19 protein-coding genes are annotated in these 20,516 nt (G+C 71.4%); 17 read left to right on the top strand and 2 right to left on the bottom strand.

Annotated elements, in window-relative coordinates:
* Positions 1–117 precede the first annotated feature (117 nt).
* Positions 118–1,392, top strand: coding sequence for a heparan-alpha-glucosaminide N-acetyltransferase domain-containing protein (locus ACRWK8_RS07275; protein ID WP_378742754.1), 1,275 nt, complete (start codon positions 118–120; stop codon positions 1,390–1,392).
* A gap of 32 nt (positions 1,393–1,424) precedes the next feature.
* Here ACRWK8_RS07275 and ACRWK8_RS07270 read toward each other — a convergent pair whose 3' ends face one another.
* Positions 1,425–2,114: a hypothetical protein gene (locus ACRWK8_RS07270; protein ID WP_378742752.1), complete on the bottom strand. Its 690-nt coding sequence runs from the start codon at positions 2,112–2,114 to the stop codon at positions 1,425–1,427.
* A gap of 368 nt (positions 2,115–2,482) precedes the next feature.
* Here ACRWK8_RS07270 and deoC point away from each other — a divergent pair, with 368 nt between their 5' ends.
* From deoC to ACRWK8_RS07235, 7 genes are all read left to right on the top strand, one after another.
* Positions 2,483–3,430 carry a deoxyribose-phosphate aldolase gene (gene deoC / locus ACRWK8_RS07265; RefSeq protein ID WP_378742750.1) on the top strand — a complete coding sequence of 316 codons (948 nt, stop codon included), beginning with the start codon at positions 2,483–2,485 and terminating at the stop codon, positions 3,428–3,430.
* A 3-nt stretch (positions 3,431–3,433) separates the two neighbouring features.
* Positions 3,434–4,864, top strand: coding sequence for an aldehyde dehydrogenase family protein (locus ACRWK8_RS07260; protein ID WP_378742748.1), 1,431 nt, complete (start codon positions 3,434–3,436; stop codon positions 4,862–4,864).
* Complete coding sequence (locus ACRWK8_RS07255) at positions 4,857–5,792, top strand: aldehyde dehydrogenase family protein (protein ID WP_378742746.1); 936 nt, start codon at positions 4,857–4,859, stop codon at positions 5,790–5,792. The genes ACRWK8_RS07260 and ACRWK8_RS07255 overlap by 8 nt, the downstream gene beginning before the upstream one ends.
* 67 nt (positions 5,793–5,859) lie before the next feature.
* Positions 5,860–6,510 (top strand): GNAT family N-acetyltransferase, encoded by a 651-nt coding sequence (locus ACRWK8_RS07250; RefSeq protein ID WP_378742744.1) that lies wholly within the window; start codon positions 5,860–5,862, stop codon positions 6,508–6,510.
* Complete coding sequence (locus ACRWK8_RS07245; protein WP_378742742.1) at positions 6,507–7,145, top strand: GNAT family N-acetyltransferase; 639 nt, start codon at positions 6,507–6,509, stop codon at positions 7,143–7,145. The genes ACRWK8_RS07250 and ACRWK8_RS07245 overlap by 4 nt, the downstream gene beginning before the upstream one ends.
* Positions 7,142–7,939, top strand: a complete 798-nt coding sequence (locus tag ACRWK8_RS07240) for a purine-nucleoside phosphorylase (protein ID WP_378742740.1) — start codon at positions 7,142–7,144, stop codon at positions 7,937–7,939. The genes ACRWK8_RS07245 and ACRWK8_RS07240 overlap by 4 nt, the downstream gene beginning before the upstream one ends.
* A gap of 60 nt (positions 7,940–7,999) precedes the next feature.
* The gene (locus ACRWK8_RS07235; RefSeq protein WP_378742738.1) at positions 8,000–9,670 is read left to right on the top strand and encodes a phospho-sugar mutase; all 1,671 of its coding nucleotides are present in this window, start codon (positions 8,000–8,002) and stop codon (positions 9,668–9,670) included.
* An 18-nt stretch (positions 9,671–9,688) separates the two neighbouring features.
* Here ACRWK8_RS07235 and ACRWK8_RS07230 read toward each other — a convergent pair whose 3' ends face one another.
* Positions 9,689–10,183 carry an Lrp/AsnC family transcriptional regulator gene (locus ACRWK8_RS07230; RefSeq protein WP_378742736.1) on the bottom strand — a complete coding sequence of 165 codons (495 nt, stop codon included), beginning with the start codon at positions 10,181–10,183 and terminating at the stop codon, positions 9,689–9,691.
* Between the two features lie 626 nt (positions 10,184–10,809).
* Between ACRWK8_RS07230 and ACRWK8_RS07225 the strand changes: the two genes are divergently transcribed.
* From ACRWK8_RS07225 to ACRWK8_RS07185, 9 genes are all read left to right on the top strand, one after another.
* Positions 10,810–11,847: a thiamine pyrophosphate-dependent dehydrogenase E1 component subunit alpha gene (locus tag ACRWK8_RS07225; RefSeq protein WP_378742734.1), complete on the top strand. Its 1,038-nt coding sequence runs from the start codon at positions 10,810–10,812 to the stop codon at positions 11,845–11,847.
* Entirely contained in the window at positions 11,844–12,863 is a 1,020-nt protein-coding gene (locus ACRWK8_RS07220; RefSeq protein WP_378742732.1) for an alpha-ketoacid dehydrogenase subunit beta, read from the top strand. The genes ACRWK8_RS07225 and ACRWK8_RS07220 overlap by 4 nt, the downstream gene beginning before the upstream one ends.
* 5 nt (positions 12,864–12,868) lie before the next feature.
* Positions 12,869–13,213, top strand: coding sequence for a biotin/lipoyl-containing protein (locus ACRWK8_RS07215; protein WP_378742730.1), 345 nt, complete (start codon positions 12,869–12,871; stop codon positions 13,211–13,213).
* A 138-nt stretch (positions 13,214–13,351) separates the two neighbouring features.
* Positions 13,352–14,083 (top strand): alpha/beta fold hydrolase, encoded by a 732-nt coding sequence (locus tag ACRWK8_RS07210; protein WP_431869095.1) that lies wholly within the window; start codon positions 13,352–13,354, stop codon positions 14,081–14,083.
* Between the two features lie 348 nt (positions 14,084–14,431).
* Entirely contained in the window at positions 14,432–15,487 is a 1,056-nt protein-coding gene (locus tag ACRWK8_RS07205; protein WP_378742726.1) for a BMP family lipoprotein, read from the top strand.
* 181 nt (positions 15,488–15,668) lie between these two features.
* Positions 15,669–17,276: an ABC transporter ATP-binding protein gene (locus tag ACRWK8_RS07200; RefSeq protein WP_378742724.1), complete on the top strand. Its 1,608-nt coding sequence runs from the start codon at positions 15,669–15,671 to the stop codon at positions 17,274–17,276.
* Complete coding sequence (locus ACRWK8_RS07195) at positions 17,273–18,835, top strand: ABC transporter permease (protein ID WP_431869092.1); 1,563 nt, start codon at positions 17,273–17,275, stop codon at positions 18,833–18,835. Before ACRWK8_RS07200 ends, ACRWK8_RS07195 begins: the two co-directional genes overlap by 4 nt.
* Complete coding sequence (locus tag ACRWK8_RS07190; RefSeq protein WP_378742720.1) at positions 18,832–20,091, top strand: ABC transporter permease; 1,260 nt, start codon at positions 18,832–18,834, stop codon at positions 20,089–20,091. The genes ACRWK8_RS07195 and ACRWK8_RS07190 overlap by 4 nt, the downstream gene beginning before the upstream one ends.
* On the top strand, positions 20,070–20,483 hold the full coding sequence (locus ACRWK8_RS07185) for a cytidine deaminase (protein ID WP_378742718.1): 414 nt from the start codon (positions 20,070–20,072) through the stop codon (positions 20,481–20,483). Before ACRWK8_RS07190 ends, ACRWK8_RS07185 begins: the two co-directional genes overlap by 22 nt.
* Positions 20,484–20,516: the final 33 nt, after the last annotated feature.

Here is a 20,516-nt window from a genome sequence, read left to right as displayed (position 1 = left end):
GCGCCCTGCGCCGTCCAGGGGGCCGGGCCCGTGGGGACGTCCACGGGCCCGGCCCGGGCCCGTGGCCAGGAGTGGCCGTCGCTCGCCGCCGGACAGAGCCGGGCGTAGCCTGACAACGTGCCACAGAACCGATCCGACCGCTCCCCGTCCGCCAGCACGCCCTCCCCGGACCGGCGCCGCATCGACGGCATCGACGCCGCGCGGGCGCTCGCGGTCTTCGGGATGTTCGCCGTCCACCTCGGGGTCGTCTCCTTCGGCCTGCTGCCCGAGGAACAGGGGTGGGAGCTGCACAGCCTCGTGCGCGGCAACTCCTCCGCCCTCTTCGCCTTCCTCGCCGGGGTCTCGCTGGCCCTGATGACCGGGCGCACCAGACCCGTCGAGGGCGACTCCCTGCGCCAGGCGGTCGTCCGCATCCTGGCCCGCGCCCTGCTGATCGGGCTGCTCGGCTTGGTCCTGGACGCCTTCGCCGTGCCGGTGGCGATCATCCTCACCTACTACGCCGGGTTCTTCGTGCTGGCCCTGCCGCTGCTCCGGGCGCGCGCGGGCGTGCTGTGGGCGTCGGCGGGCATCCTGGCGCTGCTGGGCCCGGTCGTGTCCTTCCTGCTGCGCCAGGAGTACTTCCCGGGGGGGCCGCGCACCGGCGCGGTCACGTCGTTGACCGAGTTCCTTCTGACGGGCTACTACCCGGCGATCACCTTCATGGTCTTCGTGATCGCGGGCATGGCGGTGGGCCGCACCGACCTCACCTCCTCCGTGGTGCGGGTCCGAATGGCGGTCGGCGGCGCCGTCGCGGCGGCGTCGGGCTACCTGGGCTCCTGGTTCCTGCTGTACCCGCTGGGCGGTCTGGACCGGCTGACCGAGGCGGAGAACCCCTTCCTCGAAGGTCGCCCGCTGAGCTCACTCGACCCCGCGTACGCCGAGGACCTGCGGTACGTCACGACGGACCACGCCCACAGCATCAGCGGCCAGGTGCCCACCGACTCCTGGTGGTGGCTGGCGGTGAACACCCCGCACACCGGGACCACCTTCGAGATCCTGGAGGCGGTGGGCCAGGCCCTGGTGGTGCTGGTCGTGTGCATGCTGCTCGCGGAGCGCCTGCCCCGCCTGCTGTACCCGCTGACCTCCGTGGGCCGGATGCCCCTGACCGTCTACTCGGGGCACATCCTGGTCCTGGCGGTGATCGTGGCCCTGCACCCGGAGGGCTCCGCCGGGGGCCCCTGGTACCTGGAGCTGTTCGTCCTCGGCTCGCTGGTCTTCGCGAGCCTGTGGCGCTGGGCCGTGGGCCGGGGGCCGTTCGAGACCGGCCTGGGCGCCTTCGCGGACGCCGCGGTCGGTTTCGTGGAGGGCGGACGGTCCGACCGGGGCGACCTCGGGGGTCGGGGGGCCGGCTGAGGGACGGGGCGGCGCGAAGGCGGTCCCACCGCTCAGGCGCGGTCCTCGGGCCTGGTGATGTGCGCGGAGGTGCGGTCCCGGTGCGCGAGGGTGTCCGTGGTCGTGCGCGTGTTCTGCCGGATGAGGCGGCGGGCGTCGTCGGCGGCCGACCGCGCCACCGCGGGGCTCGCCACGGGACGCGCCGACAGCTCGGTGTCCTCGGGCAGGCCGATGTCCATGGGCAGCCCGGCCCTGCTGATCACCCGCAGCTGCGCCGACTCCTGTGACTGTGAGGGGCGGATGTCACCGTCCGGGGTCTTCCACGCGGACAACCGGTGCGCGAACCAGGGCGCGCCCCGGAAGTCCGGGCCGCTCTCCCAGGCCACCCCGTCGGGGCGGTGGGCCAGCGCGTGCTGGAGGTCGGCCAGGGTCCACCCGGCGGAGAAGAACCGGGCGCTCTCGTTCCTGAGGTCGGCGAAGTCCACGCCCCGCAGGGAGGCGTCCTCCCGACGCAGAAGCTCGCAGGCGTCGTGCACCGCGTGCGGGGTGTGCCGGGGCCGGTGCAGGGGGTCGACCTCGGGTCTGCGCAGCAGGGAGTCGTCGATGGTCACGATCACCTCGCCCCGGCGGTTGTCCCAGATGCTCACGTCCTCGCGTGCCCACCCCTGCGACTCGGCCAGCGCCGTGGCCATCCTGCGCAGGTCGACCTGCCTGTCGTCACTGCTGATCCGGAACTCCGCCATGTCTCCAGAGTAGGTGAGGAGTCGGGGCGAGCCCTCCGCGCCCGCCCCCGGTCCCGCCGTGCGGGTCCGGTCCGGAGACGGCCTGCACCGGTCTAGACCGGAGGCGGGTGCAGCGCGTCGTCCCACCCGGCCGAAACCTCGTTTTTCGGGCTTTCCCTGCCCAGGGTTGGAGGAAAGGACGACCATGGAGGCCATCCCGCCTTGGAGTCTTCTCCAACCTTCGGGGCGCGTACCCGACGGGGACTGACGCCGGACCGGCCCGGGGTTATGGTGACTGCCTGACGGCGGGGGACACCCACCCCCGTGTCGAGGACACGCCGTTCGCGCAGGCAGCAGCGGGCGGCCCCACCTGAACCGACGAGCTGTAGGTGCCCGTGCCCCACACCGCATCCGTGCCCGAGGCGACGACCGACCGAGCGCTCCGGGCCTACCTGCACGGTCTTCCGGGGGTCGACGAGGTCGGCGCCCGAGCCCGCGCCCAGGACCTGTCCACCCGGTCGATCAAGACCACCGCCAAGGCCCGGGCCATCGACCTGGCCGTCTCCATGGTGGACCTGACCACCCTGGAGGGCGCCGACACGCCCGGCAAGGTCCGGGCCCTGTGCGCCAAGGCGGCCCTGCCCGACCCGACCGACCGCACCGTGCCGCACGTGGGCGCGGTCTGCGTCTACCCCGACATGGTCGCGGTCGCCGTGGAGGCCCTGCGCGGCACCGGGATCGGTGTGGCCTCCGTGGCCACAGCCTTCCCCGCCGGACGCGCCCCCATGGAGGTCAAGCTGGCCGACACCCGGCGCGCTGTCGCGGACGGCGCCAGCGAGATCGACATGGTCATCGACCGCGGGGCCTTCCTCTCAGGCGACTACCTGAAGGTCCACGAGGAGATCGTCGCGGTCAAGGAGGCCTGCGGCGACGCCCACCTGAAGGTCATCCTGGAGACCGGGGAACTGGTCACCCTCGACAACGTCCGCCGCGCCTCCCACCTGGCCATGCGCGCGGGCGGGGACTTCGTCAAGACCTCCACCGGCAAGGTGTCCCCGGCCGCCACCCTCCCGGTCACCCTGGTCATGCTGGAGGCCGTGCGCGACCACCACGCCGCCACCGGCCGCCGCGTCGGCGTCAAGCCCGCGGGCGGCATCCGCACCACCAAGGACGCCCTCCGCAACCTGGTCCTGGTCAACGAGACCGCCGGACCGGAGTGGCTGACCCCCGACCTGTTCCGCATCGGCGCCTCCAGCCTCCTGAACGACCTGCTCATGCAGCGCACCAGGCTGTCCACCGGCACCTACCCGGGCCCCGACTACTACACGCAGGACTGAGCCGTGATCTTCGAGTACGCGCCCGCACCGGAGTCCCGCTCCGTCGTCAGCCTGCGCGAGACCTACGACCTGTTCGTCGACGGCGAGTTCACCCCGGCCCAGAGCGGTGAGTACCTCACCACGCTCAACCCGGCCGACGAGGAGGAGCTCGCCCGGGTGGCCGTGGCAGGGGAGGCCGACGTCGACCGCGCCGTCGCCGCCGCCCGCCGCGCCCACGACACCGTGTGGGGCCGCATGAGCGGCGCCGAGCGCGGCAAGTACCTGTTCCGCATCGCCCGGATCATCCAGGAGCGCTCGCGCGAACTGGCCGTCCTGGAGACGATGGACAACGGCAAGCCCATCAAGGAGACCCGCGACGTCGACCTCCCGCTGGTCGCCGCGCACTTCTTCTACTACGCGGGCTGGGCCGACAAGCTCGCCCACGCCGGTCTGGGCCCCGACCCCCGTCCCCTCGGCGTGGCCGCCCAGGTCATCCCGTGGAACTTCCCGCTGCTCATGCTGGCGTGGAAGGTCGCCCCGGCCCTGGCCACCGGCAACACCGTGGTGCTCAAACCCGCCGAGACCACCCCGCTCAGCGCGCTGGTCTTCGCGGAGATCTGCCAGGAGGCCGACCTTCCCCCCGGTGTCGTCAACATCCTGACCGGCGCCGGTGACACCGGCCGGGCCCTGGTCGAGCACCCGGGCACCGACAAGGTCGCCTTCACCGGCTCTACCGAGGTCGGTCGCCAGATCGCCCGCGCCGTGGCCGGGACCGACAAGCGCGTCACCCTGGAGCTGGGCGGCAAGGGCGCCAACATCGTCTACGACGACGCCGCCGTCGACCAGGCCGTGGAGGGCGTGGTCACCGGCATCTTCTTCAACCAGGGCCACGTGTGCTGCGCGGGTTCGCGCCTCCTCCTCCAGGAGTCCGTCGCCGAGGAGTTCCTGCCCCGGCTCAGGGAACGGATCGCCAAGCTGCGGCTGGGCGATCCGCTGGACAAGAACACCGACATCGGGGCCATCAACTCCGCCGCCCAGCTGGACCGGGTCCGCGAGCTCACCGCCACCGCCGACGAGGAGAACGTCGAGCGCTGGTCCCCCGCCTGCGACCTGCCCGAGCGCGGCTACTGGTTCGCGCCCACCGTGCTCACCGGGGTCACCCAGGCGCACCGGGTGGCCCGCGAGGAGATCTTCGGCCCGGTGCTGTCGGTCCTGACCTTCCGCACCCCGGAGGAGGCCGTGGCCAAGGCCAACAACACCCCCTACGGGCTGTCCGCCGGAGTGTGGACCGAGAAGGGCTCACGCATGCTCTGGACCGCCGAGCGCCTGCGCGCCGGCGTGATCTGGTCCAACACGTTCAACAAGTTCGACCCGACCAGCCCCTTCGGCGGCTACAAGGAGTCGGGATACGGCCGCGAGGGCGGCCGCCACGGTTTGGAGGCCTACCTTGGCTGAGCGGCGCGGCAGCAGGAAGAAGAGCAGGGGCACCGAGGCGGACACCCCCGTCCCGGCGCGGCTCGCGGTCCGCAAGACCTACAAGCTCTACCTGGGCGGGGCCTTCCCCCGCTCGGAGTCCGGCAGGAGTTACCCCGTGACCTCAGCCGACGGCACCCACCTCGCCAACGCCTCCCGGGCCTCCCGCAAGGACGCGCGCGACGCCGTCGTCGCGGCACGCAAGGCCTTCGGCGGCTGGTCCGGGCGCACCGCCTACAACCGGGGCCAGATCCTGTACCGGGTCGCTGAGGTCATGGAGGGGCGCCGCGAACAGTTCGCCGCCCGCCTCGTGGAGGCCGGGGGAGTGACACCGGCCGAGGCGGAACGCACCGTGTCCGCCGCTGTGGACCGCTGGGTGTACTACGCGGGCTGGACCGACAAGTACGTCCAGGTGCTCGGCGGGTCCAACCCCGTCGCGGGCCCCTTCCACAACCACTCGGCGCCCGAACCCACCGGCGTGGTCGCGGTGTTCGCGCCCCAGGACGCCCCGCTGCTCGGCCTGACCTCGGTGCTCGCCCCGGTGATCGCGACCGGCAACACCGCCGTGGTGGTCACCTCCGAGGCCGCGCCGCTGGCCGCGATCGAGCTGGCCGAGGTGCTGGCCACCTCCGACCTGCCCGGCGGCGTGGTCAACCTGCTCACCGGCGGCGCGGGCGAGATCGGCCCGCACCTGGCCTCGCACGCCGACGTCAACGCCCTGGACCTCACCGGGGCCGGGGAACACGCGGTGGAGTTCGAGAGGGCGGCCGCGACCACCCTCACGCGCGTGCTGCGTCCCGGCCCGGAGGCCACCGGCGGGGAGGACGCCTGGATCGGCGTCGACCCCGGGACCTCCCGGTTGACCCCCTTCCTGGAGACCAAGACGGTCTGGCATCCGGTCGGAGTGTAAGACTGACGGTCCGGCCCGCTCCCACCTTCCGGGGGCGGGCACGGTCCGACAGCCGAGTGGAGGAACGGTGTCAGCGAACACCCCCGAGCAGGCCGAGCCCCGAACCAGCGAGTCGAACACCCCCGAACCGGTGCGCGTCCCCGGGCTGCGTCTGGTGCGCCTGGACCGCACCACCCCCGAGGTGGCCCTGCTGCGCGAGGTCCTGCCCCGCCAACGGGTCGCCCCCGAACAGCGCCGGTTCATCGACGAGGCGGTGCACACCCTGCCCCGCGCCGACGACGACCCCGCACGGCACCCGTTCGCGATCGTCCTCAACGACGGTCCCCTGACCGACCGGAGCTCCGCCCAGGCCGCCTGCGTCGGCTTCGGGGTCATCGACCGGGTCGGTCGGCTCCGCGACCTGGTCGACGACCCGGAGCACGCCGTGCAGCTGCGCGCCTTCTACGTCCCGCTCGAACACCAGGGGAAGGGCATCGGCCGCGCCGCCTGCTCCGCGCCGCTGCTCGACCTCCTGGTGGCGGCGATCGCGCCCGGGGCCACCCAGATCGCGCTGTGCGTCAACGACGGCAACGACCTGGGAGAGCGGACCTACCGCTCGGCCGGGTTCCTTCCCAACGGCCGACGCCACGACGCCGGGGAGCACGGCATGCAGAGCGTGTTCACCCGACCGGTCGAGACCGGCTCCCACCCCGTGCCGCAGCTGCCGGAACACCGATGACGCGCTGGCGGGGTTCGCGCAGGAGGGCGGCGGGGCGCTGGGGCGCCGACCAGGTCCGCCTGGTGCGGCTGGACACCGGGACGGCCGAGGCCGCCCTGCTCCGGGAGGCCGCCCTCGGCCACCACCTGCCGCCCGAACAGCTGCGCTTCACCGGGCTGCCCGCGCGGACCCTGCCGGACGCCGACGGCGACCCGGAACGCTTCCCGTACGCGATCGTCGCCCTGGAGGGGCCGGTCACCGGCCCCGACCGGGCAGAGGAGGCCTGTGCGGGGTTCGGGGTCCTGGACCGGGTCCTGCGATCGGAACTGGTCGACGCGCCGGAACGCGCGGTGCTGCTGCGCGCCTACTACGTCACGCCACAATGGCAGGGCCGGGGCGTCGGCCGGGCCTCGTGCTCCGCACCCCTGCTCGACGCGCTGGCCCACGAGGTCGCTCCGCACGCGGAGGAGATCGTGCTCTGCGTCAACCGCGCCAACCAGGCGGCGCAGCGCGTCTACAAGGCCTCGGGTTTCGACTTCACCGGCACGGTCGTCCCCGGAGGCGCGGGCCCCCAGGAAGTGATGTCGCGCCCCCTGGAGACCGGAACCCACCCCGAACCGCACCAGCGGTACCGACGAACGGAGAATCCCCAGTGACTCGCACACCCCAGGCCGCCGCCGAGGAGGCCGCGACCGAGCTGCGTTCGCGCACCGGTGTGGACAACTACGACGTGGCCCTGGTGATGGGGTCGGGGTGGGCGCCCGCCGCCGACCTGCTCGGTGACTCCAAGCACGAGTTCCCCACCTCCGAACTGCCGGGCTTCCTCCCCCCGGCGGTGGAGGGCCACAGCGGGACGCTCCGCAGCATCGTGGACGGCGACCGCCACACGCTCGCCTTCCTCGGCCGCACGCATCTGTACGAGGGCCACGGCACCGACGCGGTCGTGCACAACGTCCGCACGGCGGTCGCGGCGGGCGCGAGGACCATCGTGCTGACCAACGCTGCGGGCGGCATCAACCCCGACTACGCCGTGGGTTCACCGGTGCTCATCGCGGACCACCTGAACATGACCGCGCGCTCCCCGCTGACCGGCGCGACCTTCGTCGACCTCACGGAGACCTACACCGCCGAGCTGCGCGCGGTGGCGCGCGAGGTCGACCCGGACCTGCCCGAGGGCGTGTACGCGGCCATGCCCGGGCCGCACTTCGAGACCCCCGCCGAGATCCGCATGCTCCGGGCCATGGGCGCCGACCTGGTCGGTATGTCCACGGTCCTGGAGGCCATCGCCGCCCGTGAGGCCGGGGCCCGCGTGCTGGGGATGTCCCTGGTCACCAACATCGCCGCCGGGCTGGAGGGGGCCAACCTCGACCACGAGGACGTCCTCGCCACCGGACGCGACTCCGCCGCCACCGTGGGCCGTCTGCTCGCGGACATCGTCAAGAGGTTCTAGGCCCCAGTCCCGCTCCGCCCCGGCCCCGTCGGGCGCCCATCACCCAGACAGGAGATCCCCATGACCGACTCCGCCCTCCTCGTCCAGGCCAGGGACTGGCTCGACCAGGACCCCGACCCCGAGACCCGGGGGGAACTGGGCGCGCTGCTGGCCCGGGTCGAGGTGGGTGACGGGGAGGCCCTGACCGACCTCGCCGACCGGTTCGCCGCGCGGCTGGAGTTCGGCACGGCCGGGCTGCGCGGCGCTCTGGGGGCGGGGCCCAACCGGATGAACCGTGTGGTGGTCATGCGCGCGGCGGCCGGGATCGCGGGCTGGCTCGGTGCGGAACCCCGACACGTGGTCATCGGTCACGACGCACGACACCGGTCGGCGGACTTCGCCCGGGACAGCGCCGCCGTCCTCACCGGGGCCGGGCACAGGGTCACCGTGCTGTCGGGTCCGCTGCCGACGCCCGTGCTGGCCTACACGCTGCGCCGTCTGGGCGCTGACGCGGGGATCGTGGTGACCGCCAGCCACAACCCGCCCCAGGACAACGGGTACAAGGTGTACGTCGGCGGGTCCGGCGACGACGCGGGCAGCCAGATCGTCTCCCCGGTGGACGCCGAGATCTCCGCCGCCATCGACGCGGTCGGGCCGGTCGGCGCGCTGCCGCTGGGCCGGGACTGGGAGGTGCTGGGCGACGACGCGGTGTCGGCCTACCTGGACGCGGTGACCGCACTGGTCCCGGACGGCCCCCGGGATCTCTCGGTGGTCTACACGCCCCTGCACGGCGTGGGCGGCCGGGTGCTGGTGGAGGCGGTGCGCAGGGCCGGTTTCGCGGCTCCCGAGGTGGTCGCCGAGCAGTTCGAGCCGGATCCGGACTTCCCGACGGTCGCCTTCCCCAACCCGGAGGAGCCGGGGGCGATGGACCTGGCCCTGGCGGCGGGGGAGGCGCACGGGGCGGACCTGGTGGTGGCCAACGACCCCGACGCCGACCGGCTGGCCCTCGCGGTGCCCGGTTACGGCCTCCTGACGGGGAACGAGGTCGGCGGCCTGCTCGCCGAGTACGTGCTCGACCACACCGGAGGGTCCGACCGGGTGGTGGCCACCTCGATCGTCTCCTCCAGCCTGCTCGGCGCCGTCGCCCGGGACCGGGGCGTGCACTACGAGGAGACGCTGACCGGGTTCAAGTGGCTGGCCCGCGCGGGCGCGCCCGGTCAGCGCAGGGTGTTCTCCTACGAGGAGGCCCTGGGCTACTGCGTGGGCGGGGACGACGGCCGACCGGTGGCCGACAAGGACGGTGTGAGCGCGGCGCTCGTGGCGCTCGCACTGGCGGCCGAGGCGAAGAGCCGGGGCCGTACCCTGGTGGACCTCCTCGACGACCAGGCCCGGCGGTACGGTCTGCACCTGAGCGACCAGCTGTCGGTTCGGGTACGGGACCTCTCCGAGATCACCGCGGCGATGCGGCGGTTGCGCGCCGAACCGCCCGCCGCGTTCGGCCCCCTGAAGGTGTCGGGGGTCGTGGACTTCGTCGACGGGCACGAGGGTCTGCCGCCGACGGACGCCGTGCGTTTCGAGCTCGGTGGGACGCGGGGGCGGGTGACGCTGCGTCCCTCGGGCACCGAGCCCAAACTGAAGGCCTACGCCGAGGTGGTGTCGGAGGTCGACGGCGACATCGCCGCCAGCCGCGCGCGCGGCTCGGCACTGCTGTCCGAGCTGATGGCGGCGGTCGCCGTGGTGGTCAGGGGATGATCCGGGGCCGGGGCGGGGTCACTCGCTCCCTTCGGAGGGTTCCACGACCGGCCGGTGCACGACCTCGTCGATGACGGTGAGCGTCTGGGTGGACGTCACACCGGGGAGTGACTGGAGTCGGCTCAGGATGAGGTCGCGCAGCTGGTTGGTGTTGGCGACGCGGACCAGTAGCACGATGTCCGCCGACCCCACCACGTACCAGCAGTACTCGATCTCGGGGTAGGACGAGAGGATCTCCCGGTTGGCCCGCCAGTCGGGCTGGCTGCCCGAGATGAGTACCAGCGCGGTGACGCCGAGCCCCATCTTGGAGTGGTCGGTCACCACGGAGTAGCCGCGGATGACCCCTTCGTCGGTGAGGCGCTTGATCCGGTTGTATGCCGTGGCTCGGGAGACGTTGGCCAGCGCGGCGATCTCGGTGATGCCGGTCCGGGCGTCCTTGGCGAGCGCGCTCAGAATGGTCTGGTCGGTCGTGTCCGGCCGCCGGCCGTTCCTGTGCTGTTCGCCCATGGCCATGTGCGTGCTCCTCGTGTGCTCTTGTCGCAGGGCTCTGCTCCGTGCTGTCGTCATTGACAGGAAGCCGGGAAAAGCCGGTCGGAGAGATGACGGACGCGCGTTCCGTGGTGCTCGGGTCGGGGTGGGGGGTTTCGGGGGATTCGTGCGTACGGACCTCTGGTGGGATCCGCCAAACGGGGGAGTGGCGGAGGAGTTCCGACTGTACTCATGGTTGACGCACGGAGTAGGTCGAGGGTTTCCCTGACTGAGCAGTAACTACACCCGAACCAGCAGAATCCGCCAGAAATTCTTGTCTTGACGCCCATTCTCCGCATATTTGTCGTGACTGTCCGGGCATACGACGACTCCCTGTGTGTGGCCTCCGGGGGTCCTCGGGTGGGGTGGAAGCTGGGTGGTGTTGATGGTGATTCGTGATGTTTGGCACTGCGTGTCGTTTTCCCTCGTTCGAGGGGGTGAATCCTGGACGTATACGAACCAAACCAGGTCTCACGTTCCTGATCGTATCGACTGTACGGTCGTATCTAGCGAAACTGTCCAGTTGTACGGAGAATCAAAGGCAGACCGTGACCACCCCGAGCCCGGGTCGCGCCACCACGCGAGCGGGGCCACGTTGGGAGCCGCTCGACATGCCAACCCCAGAGCCCACGGGCCAGGGCGCCACCACCGTGGAGCACCTGAGCCCCGCACTCACCCGCGAGCTGTACCGCGCGATGCGTACGGCGCGTGACCTGGACACCGAGGCCATCGCCCTCCAGCGCCAGGGCGTCTTCCCCGCCTACGTCTCCGTCCGGGGACAGGAGGCCGCCCAGGTGGGCAGCGCCAGCGCGCTCGACCCCACCCGCGACTTCGTCTTCCCCACCTACCGCGAGATGGCCTCCGCCCTCGCCTACGGGGTCGAGATGGTCGGCTACATGGCCACCCACCGCGCCCTGTGGCACGGGGGCCTCTACGACGTGATGGAGTCCCGCTTCGGCGCGATCAACGCGGTGGTCGGCGGTCCCGTGCCGCACGCCGTGGGCTGGGCGGTCGGTGAGCGGCTCCGGGGCGGTGACGGCGTCGCCATGGCCTACTTCGGTGACGGCGCCAGCTCCGAGGGCGACGTGCACGAGTCCATGAACTTCGCGGGCGTGTTCACGGCCCCCGTCGTCTTCCTCTGCCAGAACAACCAGTGGGCCCTGTCGGTGCCCAACGAACGCCAGGTGGCGGGAGGCTCCGTCGCCGCGCGTGCCGAGGGCTACGGCATGGCCGGGGTCCTCGTCGACGGAAACGACGTCGGCGCCGTGTACTCGGCCACGGCGGAGGCGGTCGAGCGTGCCCGTGCGGGCGGCGGTCCCACGGTCATCGAGGCGCTCACCTACCGCGTCGAACCCCACTCCACCTCCGACGACCCGGGCCGCTACCGGGACCAGGCGGAGGCCGAGCGCTGGCGCGGACGCGACCCCCTCGAGCTGCTGCGCGCGGCGATGATCGAGGCCGGACACGCCGACGCGACCGACCTCGCCACCGTGGACGCCGAGGCAGCGAAGCGCGCCGAGGAGATCCGCGACGGGGTCGCGGAGGCCCCCGAGCCCGACGGCTCCGCGTTGTTCACCCACGTCTTCCGGGAGACCACCGAGGAGCTGGCCCGGCAGCACCGCACCTGGCAGGAAGAGGTCGAGCTGTGACCGAGCTGATCGAACACACCGACACGCCGGTCGTGACCCGGACGGTCGAGCTGTCCATGCAGCAGGCCATCAACCGGGCCCTGCGCGTGCTGCTGGAGGAGGACCCGGAGGTCCTGGTCTTCGGTGAGGACGTCGGAGCCCTGGGCGGTGTCTTCCGTGTCACGGACGGTCTCCAGAAGGAGTTCGGTGACCAGCGCGTCTTCGACACTCCGCTGGCGGAGTCGGCCATCATGGGCATGGCGGTCGGCCTGGCGATGAACGGCTGGCGGCCGGTCCCCGAGCTCCAGTTCGACGGCTTCGCGTATCCGGCCGTCGACCAGATCGTCAACCAGGTGGCGCGCATGAACTACCGCACCCGTGGCGCCGCCCCCATGCCGATCACCCTGCGCCTGCCGTCCTTCGGCGGCATCCAGGCCCCCGAGCACCACGGCGAGAGCCTGGAGGCGCTCTTCGCGCACACCCCCGGGCTCAAGGTCGTGGCCCCCTCCGACCCGGGTGAGGCCTACAGCCTGCTGCTCCAGTCCGTGCGTTCCGACGACCCGGTCGTGTTCATGGAGCCCAAGGCCCGCTACTGGGACCGTCGTCCGGTCCGCTTGAGCGAGCCCACCGACCCCATCGGCACCAGCCGGATCGTGCGTCCCGGAACCCACGCCACCCTCGTCGCCTGGGGCGCGATGGTGCACCGCTGCCTCCAGGTGGCCGAGCTGGCCGCCGAGGACGGAGTGGACCTGGAGGTCCTGGACCTGCGCTGGCTCAAGCCCATCGACGCCGCGGGGCTGGCCGCCTCGGTGGCCCGCACCAAGCGGGCCGTGGTCGTCCACGAGGCTCCGCTCACCGCCGGTCTCGGCGCGGAGGTGGCCGCGCTCGTCACCGAGAACTGCTTCCGTGAGCTCGCCGCCCCGGTCCAGCGCGTCACCGGATTCGACGTGCCCTACCCGGCCGGGCCGTTGGAGTCCCAGTACCTGCCGACGATCGACCGCGTGCTGCTCGCGGTCCAGCGAACCCTGGAGTACTAGCCCCCATGCCCGAAGAGAACATCACCTTCACCCTCCCCGACCTGGGTGAGGGCCTGGTCGAGGCGACCGTCCTGGAGTGGCAGGTCGCGGTCGGGGACACGATCGGCCGCAACGACCCGCTGGTCGAGGTCGAGACCACCAAGTCCGCCGTCGTCATCCCCTCGCCCAAGGCGGGGCGCGTGGTGGAACTGCACGCGGAGGAGGAGCAGGTGGTCCCGGTCGGGGACGCCCTGGTGACCTTCGCGGTGGAGGTCGAGGAAAAGGCGCCGCAGGCCGGGATCGTGGGACGTGTTCCCGAGGAGGACGCCACACCGCGGCGCCGGGTCCGGCTCAGGCCACCGACGAACTGACGCCGTTCCGGCGAGGGCCCGTTCGGATGTCGACACGAACAGAGCGATGATTCCGGTCATTCTGTTTATAGGAACATCTGAATGGGCCCTCGTTCGCTTCCAGCAAATCCCAACCCGGCACGAGAACGGAAAAGATTCATGAACGCGAATCTCGTCGGAGGCGTGACAATGCGTTATGCGGATTTGCCTCCGCAGGCGCCCGGCGATCACCTCCCGGTGCTTCTGCTGCACGGTTTCGGCACCAACTTCGAGATGAATTGGAGCGCCGCCGGATGGCCGCGCGCGCTCGACGCCGAGGGTCGCCGGGTGATCGGCCCCGACCTGCGCGGTCACGGGGCCAGCGACAAGCCCACCGACAGCGGGCTCTACCTGCCCGAACACTTCGTCAACGACCTCCTGGGGCTGCTCGACGACCTGGGCGTGGAGCGCGTCGACGTCGTCGGCTACTCCATGGGCTCCCGGCTCGCCTGGGAGCTCGCGCTCACCGCCCCCGAGCGGCTGCGGAGGGCGGTCCTGGGCGGGTTCGGTCCGGGCGACGCGCTGGCGGGCGTGGACGCCGCCGACCCGGGTGCGGGGGACACCCCCTTCGACCACGTGTACCGGACCGTCGCCGCGCTTCCGGGGAACGACACCGAGGCGCTCGCGGCCTGCGTCCGGGGCCAGGTCGCCCGCCCCTTCCAGGAGGAACCCCGTCCCGTCGGGGTCCCGATGCTCCTGGTCTCCGGTGCCAGGGACACCGTCGCGGAGGGCGCCGCCGGGCTCGCGGAGCGTTGCGGCGGGTCGTTCGTGGAGATCCCCGGGCGCGACCACGCCAATGCGGTCTCCTCGCGGGTCTTCAAGCAGGCGGCGGTGGGGTTCCTGGACGACTGAGTCCGTGCGTGTCCGAGTGGGTCAGTCCGGTCTAGACCGGGTGGGGTCGCACGGGGCTCCGACGGGGCGGTGTGACCACAGGTGAAGGTCACGACACGCGCGGTCGCACCGCCGGATTCCTCGGGGGAACCGGAGGTCAAAAACGGCGATTAGGCCGGAGGTTGCCCGGATCCGGTGTGCTCTTGGTAACTTCCCGGTAAGGCCCCGTTTCACTCTGCTCTCGCCTTCATAACAACTCCGTCCGTTGGTTAGAAGTACATTCGGCCAGCGGATATCGTCCGGCTGCAGAACTCAGGTCGGTCCCGCGCGGAATGCGGTCCGCTGAGAGGGCGAAGGGGAGACTTTCTAGTGAAGCGCAGCAACGCAGCCAAGTTCGCGGCGGTCGCCGCCGCGGGCGTGCTCGCACTCACCGCGTGCGACAACGCGGCCGACAACGGTGGTGGCGACGGTGGCGGCGACGGAGAGGTCTCCTCCGACCTCAAGGTCGGCCTGGCCTACGACGTGGGTGGTCGCGGTGACCGCTCCTTCAACGACTCCGCCTACCGCGGCCTGGAGCAGGCCGCTGAGGAACTGGGCGTCGAGACCAACGACTTCGAGCCCGCCGACGGCGAGGCCGAGTCCGCCAAGGAGGAGCGCCTGGCCACCATGGCGGAGGAGGGCTACGACGTCATCATCGCCGTGGGCTTCGCCTACGACGCCTCCGTCCAGGCCGTCGCCACCGAGTACCCCGAGGTCGACTTCGCGATCGTCGACTCCGAGATCGAGGACATCGACAACGTCACCAGCCTCGTCTTCGCCGAGGAGCAGGCCTCCTTCCTCGCCGGTGCCGCCGCCGCGCTGACCACCGAAGAGGACCACGTCGGCTTCGTCGGCGGTGTCGAGACCCCGCTGATCCGCAAGTTCGAGGCGGGCTACGTCGCGGGCGTCGCGCACGTCGACGAGGACATCGAGGTGGAGATCAACTACCTCAGCCAGCCGCCGGACTTCGCCGGCTTCAACGACCCCGCCCAGGGCCGTGAGGCCGCCCAGGCCCAGTACGACCGCGGCGCGGACGTCATCTACCATGCCGCCGGCGCCTCCGGCAACGGCATCCTCCAGTCCGCCGTGGACAACGACTTCACCTTCATCGGCGTCGACAGCGACCAGTACGAGAACGCCGAGGAGGAGCAGAAGCCGTACGTCCTGACCTCCGCCATCAAGCAGGTCGACGTGTCGGTCTTCGAGTTCATCCGCTCCGCCACCGAGGGCGACGTCGAGGCCGGGATCAAGCGCTTCGACCTCAGCGAGGGCGGCGTGGACTACACGCAGACCAACGAAGAGGCGATCGCCCCCGTCCAGGACGAGCTCGACGAGCTCAAGCAGCAGATCATCGACGGTGAGATCGAGGTTCCCAGCCAGCCGTAACGGCTCCGGGACACTCCACGGAGCGGGCACCGGGCCCGCACCGTGACACGAAGGAACACGGAGCCGGAGGGGCCAGCCCCCTTCGGCTCCGCCCGGTAGCCGCACCGCGACGAAGGCGTCCCGGCCGTGGCCGATCCCAGGCCCGTCCGCGCCCCGCCGCACATTCCCACAGAGGAGTCTGATGAGCAGCACGCCATCGGGCGGCGGGTCGAACGAACCCGCCGCCGTTGAGCTGCGCGGGATCACGAAGCGTTTTCCCGGCGTCGTGGCCAACCACGACATCGACATCACCGTGGCTCCCGGTACCGTGCACGCCATCGTCGGCGAGAACGGGGCGGGCAAGTCCACGCTGATGAAGACCCTGTACGGCATGCACCGGCCGGACGAGGGCACCATCCACATCCGTGGCCAGGAGGTGCGCTTCCACTCGCCCTCCGACGCCATCAGGCACGGCATCGGCATGGTCCACCAGCACTTCATGCTGGCCGACAACCTCACCGTCCTGGAGAACGTGGTCCTGGGTGCCGAGCGCAGGCACGGCATCGGCCGGAAGGCCCGGGCCCGCATCCAGGAGCTGTCCGCCCAGTACGGGCTCGGCGTCGACCCCGACCGCCTCATGGAGGACCTGGGCGTCGGCGACCGCCAGCGCGTGGAGATCCTCAAGGTCCTCTACCGGGGCGCCCGGACCATCATCCTGGACGAGCCCACCGCCGTGCTGGTGCCGCAGGAGGTCGACGAACTCTTCGACAACCTGCGCGTGCTCAAGCGCGAGGGCCTGACGGTCATCTTCATCTCGCACAAGCTCGACGAGGTCCTGTCGGTCGCGGACGACATCACGGTGATCCGTCGCGGCACGACGGTGGCCACCGCCGACCCGCGCACGACCACGGCCCGCCAGCTCGCCACACTCATGGTCGGCGGCGAACTGCCCGTGCCCGAGCTGCGCGAGTCCACCGTCACCGACAAGGTCGTGCTCGCCCTGGCCGGGGTCACCCTGCTCTCGGCCGAGGGCCGGCCCGTCGTCGACGACGTCACCCTGGACATCCGCGAGGGCGAGATCGTCGGCATCGCCGGGGTCGAGGGCAACGGCCAGTCCGAGCTCATCGAGGCCATCATGGGGATGCGCCGGGCCAGCTCCGGCACCATCACCCTCGAAGAGCACGACATCACCCACTGGTCCACGCTGCGCATCCGCGAGGCCGGGGTCGGCTACATCCCCGAGGACCGCCACCGGCACGGTGTCCTGCTGGACTCCCCGCTCTGGGAGAACCGCGTCCTCGGCCACCAGACCCGGGCACCCAGCGTCAACGGCCCCTGGATCAACCGGCCCGGAGCCCGTGCCGACTCCGAGCGGATCGTCGCCGAGTACGACGTCCGCACCCCCAACATCGACGTCGTCGCCGACGCGCTGTCCGGGGGCAACCAGCAGAAGTTCATCATCGGCCGGGAGATGAGCGGGAACCCCCGGTTCCTGGTCGCCGCCCACCCGACCCGAGGCGTGGACGTCGGCGCGCAGTCGGCCATCTGGGAGCAGCTGCGCGAGGCCCGCGCCGCCGGGCTGGCCGTGCTGCTGATCTCCGCCGACCTCGACGAGCTCATCGGCATGTCCGACACACTCCACGTCATCCTCCGCGGCCGCCTGGTCGCGGAGGCCGACCCGACCAGCGTCACCCCCGAGCAGCTCGGCTCCGCCATGACCGGCGCCGGACTGGACGGCGCGGGCGCGCACACAGAAGGTGACAGCGGTGCTGAGGGCACCCACAGCAACGAGAGCGAGGACGGCGCATGAGTGACCCCGTACGCCGGACCGTCGCGACACCGGTCGTGATCCTCCTGGCGGTCCTCCTGGGCGGCGGGGCCACCGTCGTCCTGGACCTGTTCCTGCTGTGGTGGGCCGCGCTCATCATCGGCGTCGTCCTCGCCTTCTCCCTCGTGGCCGTCCTGGCCCCGATGACCCCCGACCGGAACCGGGTGGGCTCCGACGGGACCAAGGAGGAGGGCACACCCCTCCACCGGATCCTCGTCGTCCCGATGGCCCTGGTGCTCTCGGTCGCGGGCGGCCTGGTCGCCGCATGGATGTTCGACCTCTCGCTGATCGATTCCGTCGCCGCCGCGCTGGGCGCCGTGGTCGGCTCGCTGCTCGCGTTCGTGCTCTTCCACCGCCTCTCCGCGATGATGGCGCTGTCCTTCGCCGCCGTGCTGACGGCGGGCGTGATCGCGATCGGCGTCACCGCCGCGGTCCTGTACTTCAGCGGCATCGCGCCGCTGCCCACCTTCGAGCGGATGCTGGAGTACGGCACCCGGCCCAACAGCCTGGTGCAGATCATCAACGACAGCACCACGTACTACCTGGCCGCCGTGGCCGTGGCGATCGGCTTCAAGATGAAGCTGTTCAACATCGGCGTGGACGGCCAGTACCGGCTCGCCGCGCTGCTGGCGGCCGCTGTCGGCGGCTACCTGGTGCTGCCCCCGGTGCTCAGCCAGTTCGTCGTCATCCTCACCGCCGTCGTGGTCGGCGGCGTGTGGGCGGGCATCGCGGGCTACCTCAAGGTGGCCCGGGGCGTGTCCGAGGTGATCTCCACGATCATGCTCAACGCGATCGCCACCGGCATCACCGCCTACCTGCTGAGCGAGGGCCGCCTCGCGGTCGAGATCAGCACCAACAACATCGGCACCCCGCCGATCCCCGAGTCCGGCTGGGTCCCCGGCATCCCGGCGACCTTCCTCGGCTCGGACCGGGAGATCTACGGTCTGATCCTGCTGTCCGTCGCGGTGGGCATCGGGTACTGGATCATGCTCAACCGCACACGGTTCGGCTTCGAACTGCGGGCCACCGGCCAGTCGCAGTCGGCGGCCGAGGCCAGCGGTGTGAACGTGCGGAAGATGGTCTTCCTGTCCATGCTCTTCTCGGGCATGGTCGCCGGTCTGGTGGGTCTGCCGCAGCTGCTCGGCAACTCCCACTACTACGCCCTGGACTTCCCGACGGGGATCGGCTTCATCGGCATCGCGATCGCGCTGCTGGGACGCAACCACCCCGTGGGCATCGTCTTCGCCTCCCTGTTCTGGGCCTTCCTGACCCAGGCGGCGGGCATCCTGCCCTTCGACGGCATCCCGCAGGAGATCGCCGTCATCGCCCAGGCCACGATCGTCCTCACGGTCGTCGTGGTCTACGAGGTCGTGCACCGCTGGGGCCGCCGCTACCAGCAGCAGCAGATCGGCAGGCAGCTCGGCCGCACGACCGAGTCCACCCCGGAGCCCGCCGCCGTGTCCGACGGCGGCGCCTCCGACGGTCCCGTAACCGACGGCACCGACGGCACCGACGACAAGCGCGGCGGGGAGGCACAGTGAGCCAGGAACTCAACGTGATGGAGCCGGTGAACAGGGCGTCCCGGCCCCGGGGATGGTCGCGCTGGCGCGGCCTCACCCTGCTCATGGCGGTCTTCGTGTCGCTGGCGGGCCTGCGGGTCATCACCGGCCAGGACATGCTGACCGACGCGGGCACCGTCCGCACCACGCTGACCTTCGCGGTCCCGATCGGTCTGGCCGCCCTCGGCGGTCTGTGGGCCGAGCGCGCGGGCATCATCAACATCGGTCTCGAAGGCATGATGATCTTCGGGACGTGGTTCGGCGCCTACTTCGCGTGGAGCTTCAACGACCCGTGGATCGGCCTGCTGGCCGGAACCCTGGGCGGCATGCTCGGCGGCCTGGTCCACGCGGTGGCCACCGTGACCTTCGCGGTGGACCACATCGTGTCCGGTGTGGCGATCAACATCCTCGCCCTGGGCGCCATGCGCTACCTGTCGATCCTGGTCTACTCCGACATCCCCGGAGCCGGCGCGGCCCAGTCCCCGTCCGCCCCGTCGTTCCCGACCCTGAACCTGCCGTGGTTGCCGGAGGCGCTCGCGCCGGTCGCGCAGAGCGGCATCTTCCTGGTCAGCGACCTGGCGGCGCTGGTCATCGGCCTCACCACCCGCATGTCGGCGCTGACCCTCATCGCCATCCTGCTGGTCCCGATCAGCTACCTGGTGCTGTGGAAGACCACCTTCGGCCTGCGGCTGCGCTCGGTCGGTGAGAACCCCGACGCCGCCGAGTCCCTCGGTGTGCCGGTGTACACGCTCAAGTACGTCGCCGTGGTCATCTCCGGTGGTCTGGCCGGTATGGGCGGCGTGTTCCTCGCGATCGTCGCCTCCCAGATCTACCAGGAGGGGCAGACTGGCGGCCGGGGCTACATCGGTCTGGCCGCGATGATCTTCGGCAACTGGCGCCCCGGCGGTCTGGCCATGGGCGCCACCCTGTTCGGCTACACCGACGCGCTCCAGCTGCGCGGGGGCGGAGCGGCCATCCACGCACTGCTGCTGCTCCTGGCCGTGGTCCTGCTCGTGGTGGCCGTGTGGCAGGTGCGCAAGGACCGCAAGGGCATCGCCGTGGCGGGTGTCCTCGCCGCGATCGTCCTGCTCTTCTGGTACTTCAGCACCGACTCGCTGCCGCGTGAGCTGGCGACCTACAGCCCGCACATCGCGACGCTGCTGGTGCTCTCGCTGGCCTCGCAACGGCTGCGGGCACCCGCCGGGATCGGAAAACAGTGGAGGGCGAGCAGGTCATGACCGCACGGGAAGTGGACTGGGAGGCCCTGCGCGAGGCCGCCCGGGAGGCCATGGGCCACGCCTACGCGCCGTACTCGAAGTACCCGGTGGGCGCGGCGGCGCTGGTCGACGACGGCCGGGTGGTGAGCGGCTGCAACGTGGAGAACGCCTCCTACGGTGTGGGCCTGTGCGCCGAGTGCGGGCTCGTCAGCGCCCTGCACGCCTCCGGTGGCGGCCGACTGGTCGCCTTCGCCTGCGTGGACGGCCAGGGGCGGACCCTGATGCCGTGCGGGCGCTGTCGCCAGCTCCTGTACGAACACGGCGGGCCGGACCTGCTGGTGGACACGCCCGAGGGCATCCTGCCCATGGAACGCGTGCTGCCCCAGGCCTTCGGACCGCACAACCTCGCCTGACCGGCGGAGCACCAACGGTCGTCTCCCCGGCCG

Source organism: Nocardiopsis eucommiae, from assembly GCF_965344335.1.
Lineage (GTDB): Bacteria > Actinomycetota > Actinomycetes > Streptosporangiales > Streptosporangiaceae > Nocardiopsis > Nocardiopsis eucommiae.
The sequence above is the reverse complement of the archived record's forward strand: the minus strand, read 5'-3'. Positions and strand labels throughout refer to the sequence as shown.

Excerpts from the sequence above, each read along its gene's own strand:
- ACRWK8_RS07245 (WP_378742742.1), top strand. The coding sequence starts at position 6,507 with ATGACGCGCTGGCGGGGTTCGCGCAGGAGGGCGGCGGGGCGCTGGGGC.
- ACRWK8_RS07215 (WP_378742730.1), top strand. The coding sequence starts at position 12,869 with ATGCCCGAAGAGAACATCACCTTCACCCTCCCCGACCTGGGTGAGGGC.
- ACRWK8_RS07270 (WP_378742752.1), bottom strand. The coding sequence starts at position 2,114 with ATGGCGGAGTTCCGGATCAGCAGTGACGACAGGCAGGTCGACCTGCGC.
- ACRWK8_RS07235 (WP_378742738.1), top strand. The coding sequence starts at position 8,000 with ATGACCGACTCCGCCCTCCTCGTCCAGGCCAGGGACTGGCTCGACCAG.
- ACRWK8_RS07225 (WP_378742734.1), top strand. The coding sequence starts at position 10,810 with ATGCCAACCCCAGAGCCCACGGGCCAGGGCGCCACCACCGTGGAGCAC.
- ACRWK8_RS07230 (WP_378742736.1), bottom strand. The coding sequence starts at position 10,183 with ATGGCCATGGGCGAACAGCACAGGAACGGCCGGCGGCCGGACACGACC.
- ACRWK8_RS07210 (WP_431869095.1), top strand. The coding sequence starts at position 13,352 with ATGAACGCGAATCTCGTCGGAGGCGTGACAATGCGTTATGCGGATTTG.
- ACRWK8_RS07195 (WP_431869092.1), top strand. The coding sequence starts at position 17,273 with ATGAGTGACCCCGTACGCCGGACCGTCGCGACACCGGTCGTGATCCTC.
- ACRWK8_RS07200 (WP_378742724.1), top strand. The coding sequence starts at position 15,669 with ATGAGCAGCACGCCATCGGGCGGCGGGTCGAACGAACCCGCCGCCGTT.